Source organism: Streptomyces sp. NPDC058576 (genome assembly GCF_042718715.1).
In the GTDB taxonomy this organism is placed as follows: Bacteria; Actinomycetota; Actinomycetes; order Streptomycetales; family Streptomycetaceae; genus Streptomyces.
Genome location: NZ_JBHXPF010000004.1, coordinates 19163 through 31280 on the forward strand (window position 1 = coordinate 19163; position 12118 = coordinate 31280).

Annotated in this window: 10 protein-coding genes; all 10 read right to left on the minus strand. The window is 71.5% G+C overall.

Annotated elements, in window-relative coordinates; all coding sequences use genetic code 11:
• Window positions 1-156: 156 nt before the first annotated feature.
• Window positions 157-570, minus strand: a complete 414-nt coding sequence (locus ACFWRV_RS04375; protein WP_384328056.1) for a cytidine deaminase — start codon at window positions 568-570, stop codon at window positions 157-159.
• Window positions 567-1832 carry an ABC transporter permease gene (locus ACFWRV_RS04380; protein ID WP_384328059.1) on the minus strand — a complete coding sequence of 422 codons (1266 nt, stop codon included), beginning with the start codon at window positions 1830-1832 and terminating at the stop codon, window positions 567-569. The genes ACFWRV_RS04375 and ACFWRV_RS04380 overlap by 4 nt, the downstream gene beginning before the upstream one ends.
• Window positions 1829-2947, minus strand: a complete 1119-nt coding sequence (locus tag ACFWRV_RS04385) for an ABC transporter permease (RefSeq protein WP_384328062.1) — start codon at window positions 2945-2947, stop codon at window positions 1829-1831. Before ACFWRV_RS04385 ends, ACFWRV_RS04380 begins: the two co-directional genes overlap by 4 nt.
• On the minus strand, window positions 2944-4527 hold the full coding sequence (locus ACFWRV_RS04390) for an ABC transporter ATP-binding protein (RefSeq protein ID WP_384328573.1): 1584 nt from the start codon (window positions 4525-4527) through the stop codon (window positions 2944-2946). Before ACFWRV_RS04390 ends, ACFWRV_RS04385 begins: the two co-directional genes overlap by 4 nt.
• Window positions 4528-4828: 301 nt before the next feature.
• Window positions 4829-5884 carry a BMP family protein gene (locus tag ACFWRV_RS04395; protein WP_384328065.1) on the minus strand — a complete coding sequence of 352 codons (1056 nt, stop codon included), beginning with the start codon at window positions 5882-5884 and terminating at the stop codon, window positions 4829-4831.
• A 174-nt stretch (window positions 5885-6058) separates the two neighbouring features.
• Window positions 6059-7294: an amidohydrolase gene (locus ACFWRV_RS04400; RefSeq protein WP_384328576.1), complete on the minus strand. Its 1236-nt coding sequence runs from the start codon at window positions 7292-7294 to the stop codon at window positions 6059-6061.
• Between the two features lie 171 nt (window positions 7295-7465).
• On the minus strand, window positions 7466-8497 hold the full coding sequence (locus ACFWRV_RS04405) for a hypothetical protein (RefSeq protein ID WP_384328068.1): 1032 nt from the start codon (window positions 8495-8497) through the stop codon (window positions 7466-7468).
• 10 nt (window positions 8498-8507) lie between these two features.
• Window positions 8508-9440, minus strand: coding sequence for an N-acetylneuraminate synthase family protein (locus ACFWRV_RS04410; protein ID WP_010058578.1), 933 nt, complete (start codon window positions 9438-9440; stop codon window positions 8508-8510).
• Between the two features lie 12 nt (window positions 9441-9452).
• Window positions 9453-10691 carry a cytidylyltransferase domain-containing protein gene (locus tag ACFWRV_RS04415; protein WP_384328071.1) on the minus strand — a complete coding sequence of 413 codons (1239 nt, stop codon included), beginning with the start codon at window positions 10689-10691 and terminating at the stop codon, window positions 9453-9455.
• 38 nt (window positions 10692-10729) lie between these two features.
• Window positions 10730-12118 (minus strand): DUF6716 putative glycosyltransferase, encoded by a 1389-nt coding sequence (locus ACFWRV_RS04420; protein WP_384328074.1) that lies wholly within the window; start codon window positions 12116-12118, stop codon window positions 10730-10732.

The window sequence follows — 12118 nt, forward strand, 5'->3', positions numbered from 1 at the left end:
CCCACTCCGTCCGCGCGCCCCCGCCCCCCGCCGCGGGGCCGCGCCCCCCCCCCCGCCCGCCGCCCCGCCCATGTCGCCGTGGGGGGGGGGCCTGTGCGTGGGGGGGCGGCGCGGGCGCCCCCCCCCCCCCACCGCCGGGTCGTGCGGGATACGGGTTCAGCCGAGGTGCTGCGGGCCGAACGACTGCGGCAGCATCTCGTCGAGCGTACGGCGGCCGTCCGGCGTCTCCAGGAGGAGTTCCGGGCCGCCGAACTCGTACAGGAGCTGCCGGCACCGGCCGCACGGCACCAGGATCGCCCCGGTGCCGTCCACGCAGGTGAAGTGGGTCAGCCGGCCGCCGCCGGTGGCGTGGAGCGTGGAGACCAGGCCGCACTCGGCGCAGAGCGAGAGGCCGTAGCTGGCGTTCTCGACGTTGCAGCCGGTGATCGTGCGGCCGTCGTCCACCCGGGCGGCGACGCCGACCGGGAAGCCCGAGTAGGGGGCGTACGCCCGGGACATGGCGTCCCGGGCCGCGTCCCGCAGGGCGTCCCAGTCGGCGTCGCCGAAGGCCGGGGCGGACGGGGGTGTCACTTGCCCTCGCCCTTGCGGTACGACACGCCGTTCGCCTTGGGCATCCGCAGCCGTTGCGCGGAGAGCGAGAGGACCAGCAGCGTGGTGACGTACGGGGCGGCGTCGACGAACTGGCTCGGCACCTGGTCGGTCAGGAAGTACCAGGTGAACAGCAGCGCCGAGACGACCGCCGCGATCGCCGCGGAGACGTACTTCTTCTTGTACAGCTGCCAGAACACCGCGATGACCAGCAGGATCGCCAGCAGGAGCAGCATCGCGTGGACGTTCTCGGCGCCGCCGCGCAGCTTGAGGCTGTCGGTGAAGCCGAAGAGGCCGGCGCCCAGGGCCATGCCGCCCGGCATCCAGTTGCCGAAGATCATCGCAGCGAGACCGATGTAGCCGCGGCCGCCGGTCTGGCCCTCCTGGTAGATGCCGGTCGCGACGATCGCGAGGAACGCGCCGCCGAGGCCCGCCAGACCGCCGGAGACGGTCACGGCGATGTACTTGTACTTGTACACGTTGACGCCGAGGGTCTCGGCGGCCACCGGGGACTCGCCGCAGGAGCGCAGCCGCAGTCCGAACGGGGTGCGCCACAGGATCCACCAGGTGGCGGGGATCAGCAGCAGGGCGACGACGGTGAGCAGGGACAGGCCGGTGATCAGGCCGCCGACGATGCCCGCGATGTCGGAGATCAGGAACCAGTGGTGTTGCTGGAGGTCCTGGAGCCAGTCCGAGAGCCCCGGAATGGTGATCTTGTCGATCGGGTCGATGCGCGGGGACTGCTTGGAGGAGCCGCCCTGGATGCCGTCGAAGGCGAAGTTGGACAGGTAGCGGGTGACGCCGACGGCGAGGATGTTGATGGCCACACCGGAGACGATGTGGTTCACGCCGAAGGTGACGGTGATGACCGCGTGCAGCAGGCCGCCGATGCAGCCGCCGAGGATGCCGAAGAGGACACCCATCCACGGGCCCCACTGGAACCCGGCCCAGGCGCCGAACCAGGTGCCGAGGATCATCATGCCTTCGAGGCCGATGTTGATGACGCCCGCGCGCTCGGCCCACAGACCGCCGAGTCCGGCGAGGCCGATCGGCACGGCGAGTTCCAGGGCGCCGGCCACCTGGCCGACCGAGGTGATGTCCTCGGCGCCGCTGATCAGGCGGACCAGCGAGACCAGGGCGAGCGCCCCCGCGATGATCAGCAGGACGACGGGCAGGGAGAGCTTGCGGCGGCCGGTGCCCTTCTTGGGGGCGGGGCCCGCGGCGATGGTTTTGCTGGTGCTCACAGGGCCGCCTCCTTCTCGGTCGTGAGGGCGTGTCCGGCGGCGAGTTCCTCGCCGACCTTCTGCTGCTGGCGGCGGATGCCGTATCGGCGGACCAGCTCGTAGGAGACGACGACCGAGATCACGATCAGGCCCTGCATGATCGTGGCGATCTCCTTCTCGTACCCGTACTGGTCGAGCGAGGCCGAGGACTTGTCCAGGAACGCGATCAGCAGGGCGCTGAGGGCGATGCCGAGCGGGTTGTTGCGGCCCAGCAGCGCGATGGTGATGCCGGTGAAGCCGATGCCCGTGGGGAAGTCGAGGCTGTAGGTGTGCGTGTCGCCGAGCAGGGTCGGCATGCCGGCCAGACCCGCGACCGCGCCGGAGATCAGCATCGAGGTGAGGATCATCTTCTTGGCGTCCACGCCGGAGGCCTGGGCGGCGCTCTCGCTGGCGCCGGTGGCGCGCAGGTCGAAGCCGAACCGGGTGCGGTTCAGCACGAACCAGTACAGGAGGCCGCAGCCCGCGGCGACGAAGGTGAAGCCGTAGATCTCCCCGGCCTGGTCGCCCATCGGCAGCCCCGGGAACCAGCCGGACTCCGGGATCTCACCGGTGGTCAGGTTGTTGGAGCCGACCGGCTGCTCGCCGAAGTTCTTCGGCAGGATCATCCAGGCGACCAGCGCGGTGGCGATCGAGTTGAGCATGATCGTCGAGACGACCTCGCTCACCCCGCGGGTGGTCTTGAGGAACCCCGCGATGCCCGACCAGAACGCGCCGACCAGCATGGCGACGATCACGATCAGCGCGATGTGCAGCGGGCCCGGCAGGTCGACGCTCGCGCCGACCAGCGCGGCCATCATGGCGGCGAGGCGGTACTGCCCGTCGACGCCGATGTTGAAGAGGTTCATCCGGAAGCCGACCGCGACCGCGAGTGCGGCGAGGTAGTACGTACCGGCCTGGTTGACGATCAGGACCTGTACGTCGACGTAGCTGGCCGACTCGAACATGATCCGGTACGGCTCGAAGGGGTTCTGCCCGGAGGCGAGCAGCACCACGGTCGTCAGCGCGAGGGCCACGACCAGGGCGAGCACCGGGCCGGCGAAGCCCAGGATCAGCCGGTCCTTGTCGAATTTCTTCATCGGGCCTCGTCCTCCGGGCTTTCGAGGTGACCGGTGGCGGCGCCGGTCATGGCCGAGCCCAGTTCCTCCGGGGTGATGGTGGCCGGGTCGGCGTCGGCGACCAGCCGTCCGCGGTACATGACGCGCAGGGTGTCGGAGAGCCCGATCAGCTCGTCCAGGTCGGCCGAGATCAGGAGCACGGCGAGCCCCTCGCGGCGGGCCTCGCGGATCTGGTCCCAGATCTGGGCCTGCGCGCCGACGTCCACACCGCGGGTGGGGTGGGCGGCGATCAGAAACGTGGGCGCGTGGCTCATCTCGCGGCCGACGATCAGCTTCTGCTGGTTGCCGCCGGAGAGGGACGCCGCGGTGACCTCGATGCCGGGGGTGCGCACGTCGTACTCGCGCACGATGCGCTCGGTGTCGGCGCGGGCCGCCTTGTTGTCCAGCAGCCAGCCGCGGCTGTTGGGCTTCTCGGTGACATGGCCGAGGATGCGGTTCTCCCACAGCGGGGCGTTCAGCAGGACGCCGTGGCGGTGGCGGTCCTCGGGGATGTAGCCGATGCCGGACTCGCGCCGCTTGCGGGTCGGGGCGTGCGAGATGTCGTCGGTGCCGAGCGTGATCACTCCGGCGTCCGGGTCGCGCATGCCCATGAGGGCCTCGATGAGCTCGGTCTGACCGTTGCCCTCGACGCCGGCGATCCCGAGGACCTCGCCCCGGTGGATGGTGAAGTCGATGCCGGCGAGCACGTCGCGGACGGTGCCGTCGGGGTCGGTGACGGTGAGCTTCAGGTCCTGGACCCGCAGCGTCGGCACGTCGGTGACGGTGGACTCGCGGGTCTCCGGCGAGGGCAGCTCGCTGCCGACCATCAGCTCGGCGAGCTGCTTGGTCGTGGTGGTGGCCGGGTCGGCGGTGCCCACCGTCGTGCCGCGGCGGATCACCGTGATGTCGTCGGCGACCGAGAGCACCTCGCCCAGCTTGTGCGAGATGAAGATGACGGTCAGTCCCTCGGCCTTGAGCTCGCGCAGGTTGGCGAAGAGGGCGTCGACCTCCTGGGGCACGAGGACCGCGGTCGGCTCGTCCAGGATGAGGATGCGGGCGCCCCGGTAGAGGACCTTGAGGATCTCCACGCGCTGCCGGTCGGCGACCCCGAGGTCCTCCACGAGCGCGTCGGGCCGGATGCCGAGCCCGTACGCGTCGGAGATCTCCTTGATCTTCTTCCGGGCGCCGGAGCCGATGCCGTACAGCTTCTCGCCGCCGAGGACGACGTTCTCCAGGACGGTGAAGTTGTCGGCGAGCATGAAGTGCTGGTGCACCATGCCGATGCCGCGCTCGATGGCGTCGCCCGGGTTGGAGAACGAGACCTGCTCGCCGTTGATCGCGATGGTGCCCTCGTCCGGCTTCTGCATGCCGTAGAGGATCTTCATCAGGGTGGACTTGCCGGCGCCGTTCTCACCGACGAGCGCGTGGACCGTGCCCTTGCCGATGGTGATGTCGATGTCGTGGTTGGCGACGACGCCGGGGAAGCGCTTGGTGATGCCGTGCAGTTCTACGGCAGGGGGACTGCTGGACGCGTTGATGACGCACTCTCCTTGGCCGGACAGGAGCGGGGGCGGAGGGGCTGGGGGGCTCTGGTGGGCGGGGTGAAGTTATCGCGCCGGAGGGCTGTCTACACGCGTAGCGCTGCCGAATCGTGAAACACGGGGTGCACGTCACAGTCCGGATTCGTTGGTCCGGACCGGGTGGGAGAGCACTGCGGGAGGCGGATCTTCTTCGAGGGGTGCTGCGGGAGGCCTGGCCGTCGGGCGGGATGGGCCCGTGGCCCTGTCCGTCCGCGGGCCGGAGTGCGGCGCGGGGACGGACAGGGCCAGAAGGAAACCAGCCGTTCGGCAGGAGGCGCCGAGCTTACGGGGCGGTCTTGACCTTGATCTTGCCGTCGATGATGTCCTGCTTGGCCTTGTCGACGGCGGCGATGACGTCCTTCATGTCGGCGAAGGCCGGGTTGGACATCGACAGGGCGACGCCGTTCTTGTCCAGGCCGTAGCGGATCTCACCTGTCTGCGGCTTGCCGTCCTGGACCGACTTGATCAGGTTGAAGACCGCGTCCTCGATGTCCTTCGTGACCGAGGTCAGGATGGACGCCTTGTAGGGCGCGAGACCCTTCTGCTGGTACTGGTCGGAGTCGACGCCGATGTTCCACTTGCCCTTGCCCGCCTTGGAGACGGCCTCGATGGCACCCGAGCCGGCCAGACCGGCGGCCGAGTAGATCACATCGGCCTTCTTGTCGAGCTGGCCCTGGGCGGCGGCCTTGCCGAGGTCGGGCTTGGAGAAGCCGCCGAAGTCCGGCGGCTGCGTCAGGTACTGCGGAAGCACGTTCACCGAGGCGTCGGTGTCCTTGGCGCCCTGGATGAAGCCCGCCTCGAACTTCTTGATCAGCGGGGTCTCGACACCGCCGATGAAGCCGATCGTCTTCGACTTGGTGACCTTCGCGGCGGCGACGCCGGCGAGGTAGGAGCCCTGCTCCTCGTTGAAGACGATGTTGGCGATGTTGTCGCCGGTCACCGAGGCGTCGTCGATGATGCCGAAGGTGGTCTTCGGGAACTTCGGCGCGACCTTCTTGATGGCGGGCGCGTAGGCGAAGCCGACGCCGATCACCGGGTTGTTGCCGGAGCGGGCCAGCTCGGTGAGGCGCTGGACCTTGTCCGCGTCGCCCTCACCGTCGGAGGGCTCGGCCTCGCTGCCCTGGACGTCGAGGTCCTTCTCCGCCTTCTCGAGTCCGGCGTAGGCGGCGTCGTTGAACGACTGGTCGCCGCGGCCGCCGATGTCGTACGCGATGGCGGCCTTGTCGCCGCCCGAGTCGGAACCGGCGTCCGACGACGATTTTCCGCCACAGGCGGTGACACTGAGCGCAAGCGCCGCGGACGCAATGCCCACGGTGGTGATCCTGGTGATCCGGCGCAAGGGAAGGCTCCTTCAAACCTGACCGAAGCGCCTCTTCCGGCGCTGGTTTCGCGGCGATCGTAACGCGCGTAGATGTCAGATAAGAGCACGTACGGAAGCCGTTATCGGATCGTCGTGAACAGAAGCGGCCCCGCGGGTCCACGAACGGCTCACGAAGAGTGTGTCAACGCTCCGCTAACGGTTCCCGTCGAGCAGCGCCGAGGCGGTGAACAGCTCGACCCCCACGGTGATGGCCTCTTCGTCCACGTCGAAGTTGCCGCGGTGCAGGTCGAGCCCGCGCGTGTCGCCGGGGGTCCGGACGCCGAGGCGGGCCATCGCGCCGGGCACCTGCTCCAGGTACCAGGAGAAGTCCTCGCCGCCCAGGCTCTGCTCGGTGTCCTCGATCGCATACGATCCGCGGCGCTCGGCCATCGCGGCGTCCAGCAGGCCGATGGACTCGGCGTCGTTCACCACGGGCGGCACGCCCCGTACGTAGTTGATGACGGTCTTGGCCCGGTGCATTCCGGCCACCTCGTCCACGGCGGCGTGCACCAGGTCGGGGGCGTCGCGCCAGGCGTCCAGGTTCAGGCAGCGGACGGTGCCGGACAGCTCGGCGTGCTGCGGGATGACGTTGGGGGCGTGGCCGGTCTCCAGCCGCCCCCAGGTCAGCGCGAGCCCGGAGCGGGCGTCGACCCGGCGGGAGAGCAGCGCGGGCACGTCGACGGCGATCCGGGCGGCGGCGGTGACGAGGTCGGTGGTCAGGTGGGGGCGGGCGGTGTGCCCGCCGGGCCCGTCGAGCGTGATCTCCAGCCGGTCGCAGGCCGAGGTGATGGCCCCGATCCGCAGCCCGATCCGCCCGACGTCCACCTTCGGGTCGCAGTGCACGCCGATGATCCGGCCGACGCCCTCCAGCACCCCGGACTCGATCGCGTCGACCGCGCCGCCGGGCAGGACCTCCTCGGCGGGCTGGAAGATCAGCCGGACAGCGTTGGGCAGCAGCCCCTGACGGTCGAGATCGGCCAGCACGAGGCCCGCGCCGAGGACGGTGGTGGTGTGCACGTCGTGCCCGCAGGCGTGCGCCCGGTCGGGCACGGTGGACCGGTAGGGCACGCCGGCCTTGGTGTCCGGGATCGGCAGCGCGTCGATGTCCGCCCGCAACGCCAGCATGGGCGTCACCCCGTCCCACTCCCCCACGTCGCACATGAGCCCGGTCCCCACCGCGAGGACCTCGGGCTTCAGCCCGGCCTTCTCCAGCCGGTCCTTGATGGCGGCGGTGGTACGGAACTCCTGGTTGCCGAGCTCGGGGTGCATGTGCAGATCGCGGCGGAAGGCGATCAGCTCGGCGCGGAGCTCGTCGGAGAGTCTGCCGGGCAGCGCACCTCCCCCGGGCTGGCCGGCCGGGTGGTGGGGGCGGGAGGCACGGGACTTCAACTGGTTCACCCTAGGAAGCGTAGGCCCCTTGCCCCCTCAACTGGCCACAGATCAACAAAACTTCAGCCGCTCAGGCGAACAAAGTTCGGGTGAGGACGTGTGACGCAGCGTGGTTTCGGGTATACCCGTTCGCCTTCCGGACCCGGGTCCGCGCCCGTGCGGGCGCGGACCTCACGTCACCACCGACGGCAGTCGCTGCACCCCCCGCGCCGTCTCCGTGACCCCGCTCAGGAAGCCGTGGGCGCGCGGCGAGGCCGTGGCACGGAGCCATTCCGGGGCGATGTCGCAGACCGCGACGTTCACGCCGGTGCCGGCGAGGGCCAGCGGGAGGGTGTGGACGACCGTGGAGGGGAAGCTGACGATCGTGCGGCCGATGGGGCCGCGGCGGGCGATCAGTTCCAGCGGGAGGTCCGGACGGACGATCTCCAGGCCGGTGGCGGCTTCCAGGGCGTGGAGCTTCTCGGCGGACTCGCGGCGGTGGGCGAAGTAGCGGGTCGCGCCGTGGGTGCGGGCCAGAGAGGCCACCGCCTCCTGGTACGGGACGGGGTCGACGACGCCCGTCTCGACCAGGGAGGTGCCGACCAGGTCCGCGCCCTTGCCGATGCTGGGCGGGCCGAAGCGGGCCCGGGTCCAGGCGAAGGTGTTCGGGGTGATCGCGATGCCGGACGGAGCCTCGACCGGCATCGCGGTGAACACCTCGACCGTGTGGCGCGCCGTCGGGGTGAAGCGGCGGCGGGCCGTGGCGGTGACCGTGGCCAGGACCAGCTCGCGCGGTCCCGTACGGCCCCGGCGGTGCCAGCGGGTCAGGCGCTCGCCCCCGGCCAGCTGGGCGACGAACTCCATGGTGGCCGTGCCGTCGTCGACCACCGTGAGGTGGTCGGCGCGGACCAGGGTCAGCAGGAGCTGCACATAGCGCGAGAACGGGTCGCCGATCACTATGTGGTCCGCGCGCCTGACCAGGCCGGCCAGCGCGCGCAGGGCCTTCAGGGGCGCGCCGGACTCGCCGCGCGCCTCCTGCCAGCGGACCGCGATGCCCTCGTCGCGGGCCAGCTCCGCCATCCGGCGCAGCTGACCGCGCGACATCGGGTCGACCGGGGGGAGGACGACGACCGTGGTGGCGGTCGGGTCGTCTCCCCCCTGGGTGTGAACCCACTCCAGGACGTTCAGGAGCTGGACCGGGCTCTCGACGAAGGCGAGGTTCACCGGTCGGCGCTCAGACCGCGACCGGCTCGGGGGCCGGCGCGTTCTCGGTCTCGGCGACGACGCCCGCGACGCGGCGGAGCTTCTTCATCGGGCCGAGCTCGGACTCGTACACCTTCTTGACGCCGTCGCCGAGCGACTGCTCGATGGTGCGGATGTCGCGGACCAGGCGGGTCAGGCCCTGCGGCTCGACGGAGGCGGCCTGGTCGGAGCCCCACATGGCGCGGTCCAGGGTGATGTGGCGCTCGACGAACGTGGCGCCGAGGGCGACCGCCGCGAGGGTGGTCTGCAGGCCGGTCTCGTGGCCGGAGTAGCCGATCGGGACGTTCGGGTACTCCTGCTGGAGGGTGTTGATGACCCGGAGGTTCAGCTCCTCGGCCTTCGCCGGGTACGTCGAGGTGGCGTGGCAGAGCAGGATGTTGTCGCTGCCCAGGACCTCGACGGCGTGGCGGATCTGCTTCGGGGTCGACATGCCGGTGGAGAGGATCACCGTGCGGCCGGTGGCGCGCAGGGCGCGCAGCAGCTCGTCGTCGGTGAGCGAGGCGGAGGCCACCTTGTGGGCGGGGACGTCGAACTTCTCCAGGAAGGCGACGGCCTCGGTGTCCCACGGGGAGGCGAACCAGTCGATGCCGCGCTTGGCGCAGTGCTCGGCGATGGCGGTGTACTCGTCCTCGCCGAACTCGACGCGGTGGCGGTAGTCGATGTACGTCATCCGGCCCCAGGGGGTGTCGCGCTCGATGTCCCACTGGTCGCGCGGGGTGCAGATCTCCGGGGTGCGCTTCTGGAACTTGACGGCGTCGCAGCCGGCTTCGGCGGCCGCGTCGATCAGCGCGATGGCGTTGTCGAGGTCACCGTTGTGGTTGATGCCGATCTCACCCGTGATGTAGACGGGGTTGCCGGGGCCGGCGGTGCGGGTGCCGAAGGTGCGCAGGCGGGAGGTGCTCATGGTGGTGCTTCCTTACTTGGTGGGGACAGAAGGGGTGTTGGTGGTGGTGAGGGTGGGGCCCAGCAGCCAGGCCGCGATCTCGCGGATGGCGCCGTAGCCCCCGGGGGTGGTCGTGACGGCGCGCGCGGCGGCGCGTACCGAGTCATGGGCGTCGGCGACCGCGACGGGCCAGCCGGCGAGGGAGAAGCAGGGCAGGTCGTTGACGTCGTTGCCGACGTAGAGGACCCGGTCGGGTGCGACGGACTGCTCGTCGCACCAGCGCTTCAGCGCCTCGTCCTTGCGGTCGATGCCGTGCAGGACGGGGATCTGGAGCTTGCGGGCCCGGGCCGCGACGACCGGGTTCTGCTCGGTGGAGAGGATCAGCAGGGGCACGCCGGCCTTGCGCAGGGCGGCGATGCCGAGCCCGTCGCCCCGGTGCACGGCGACCGTCTCGCGACCGTCGGAGTCGATCATGACCCGGTCGTCGGTCTGGGTGCCGTCGAAGTCCAGGACGACCGCGTCCACGTCCGCGAGGGAGGGCAGCGGGGCGGGGTCCAGGAGCGGGGCGAGCGCCCGGGCCCGGGCCAGGTCGTGCGGGTCGTCGATCTCCAGCACCCGCGCCGGGTCGGTGGGCACGAGGGCGGTGTGACCGAAGAAGCGGTGCCGGTGGGTACGGAAGCCCGCCGCGTCCATCGCGTAGGCCGCGCCGGTCTCCAGGTGGTCCTGGGGGCGGTCCTGGCGGCGGGGGCGTACGGACTTGTCGTGGTTGACGCCGTACGTGCCCTCCTCGACCGCGTGCCCGTCGCGCCAGACGAAGCCGTGGAACGGGGCGACCGTGACGGCCGTGTCCGCGCCCTCGTGGGCCACCGCCCTGGCGACGCCGTCGATGTCCTCACGGGAGACGAACGGGCTGGTGCACTGGACGAGGAGGACCACGTCGACGGTGCGGGCGCGCTCGGCCTCGTAGACGTCCATGGCGTGCAGCACGGCCGCTTCGCTGGTCGCGGTGTCGCCCGCGATGGCGGCGGGGCGCTCCACACAGTGCAGCCGGTGCGCGGCCCGGAGGTCGGCGGCGGCGGTGCGGGCGGCCTCGGCGATCGCCCCGTCGTCGGTGGTGACGACGACGTCGGTGACCTCGGGGGCGCCGAGCGCGGCGCGGACGGCGCGGGCGACCAGGGGGATGCCGCCGACCTCGGCGAGGTTCTTGGCGGGGACGCCCTTGGATCCGCCGCGGGCGGGGATGACGGCGAGGACGGTCGGGGGCGGCTGCATCGCTGCTCCTGGTGTGATGGCGGTTCCGGAAGTGGTGGTCACAGCTCCCCCATCCGGCGGATCACCGGCGCGACGCGCTGGACGCCGTGGCGGTAGGCGCCGCGGGCCGCGTTGCGGACGGTTTCGCGCACCGCGCCCCGGACCCGGCCGGGCTCCTGCGGTGCGGCCGCGCCGGGCAGGGGCGTGCCGTCGGCGGCCAGGTGGTGGCGGCCGAGGATGCCGGGGAGATAGCCGGGGGCGGAGGCGGGCGTGTAGTAGGGAGCCAGCGGCGGGAGTCGGCCGGCGTCCAGGAGGGCGGTGACCTTGGCGCGGGCGGTGTCGTAGGCGGTGCCGTACGAGCCGTCGGCGGCGACGCCCTGGCCGGCCACCCACTCCGTGTCGGGCCGGGGCCGGATCCCGCCGTCGAGCCGGTCCCAGGAGGTGAGGAGCCCGGAGCCGACGAAGTGGTGGTTGCCGAGCGGTTCGCGGACGCCGAGGTCGGTGAGGATCGCGGTCGGGATGCGGCGGTGCAGGGACTCCAGCGCGGCGGTCGAGGAGACGGTGACCAGGAGGTCGGTACGGTCCAGGACCTCGCCCATGTGCCCGTAGACCAGCCGGAAGTTGGGCGGCAGTCCGCCGGGCAGCCTCTGCGCGAGCTTCTGGTAGGGCAGTTCCTCGATGTGCGTGGTGTGTTCGCCGGGCTTGGAGCGCAGCTTCAGCAGCACCTCGCGGCGCGGGTGCAGCCGGGCGTGCTCGACGAGCCGGCGCAGCAGGTAGGTGCGGTCGGCTCGCGAGGCCGGTACGGAGGGCTGGGCGGCGAACACCACGGTGTCGCGGCCCTCTTCGGGGCGGTACGGGGCTCCGCCCAGGAAGGGCAGTGCGGCCTCGGTGACGGCCGAGGCGTCGGCGCCCACCCCCTCGTACACCGCGCGGAAACGTCCCGCGTCGTGGGCCGAGTTGGCGAGGACGACGTCCGCCCCGTGGCGCAGCAGGAGCCCGTCGGCGAGCTTCTCGTAGACGACGCCGACGTATCCGGTGACGACGACGGGCCGGCGCGGCAGGTCGAGGGCGGCGAGCCCGTGCAGCATGGCCTGGACGCCGCCGCCGACGAGGGCGAGGACGACGAGGTCGAATCCCTCGTCGCGCACGGTGTGCAGGAACTCGACGGCGGTGACCTCGCGGACCCGTCCGGCGTCGATCCCGACCTCGCCGACCTCCGCGAGCTGGCGGGGTGTCGGGGTGGCCCGGCCGCGCAGCAGCAGCCCGCTGACCTCGACGGGACGCGCGTCCTGCCCGTCCCCGGCGGCCTCGGCGGTCAGGCGGCGCGCGGTGAGCGCGCCCCATTTCCACCGGGTGTCGGAGTCGGCGAGGACGGCGACCCGGAGCGCCGGTCGGGGCGCGGCGGGGGTCTCGGCCGGTTCGGCGTCTTGGCTGGTACGTGGGGGCAC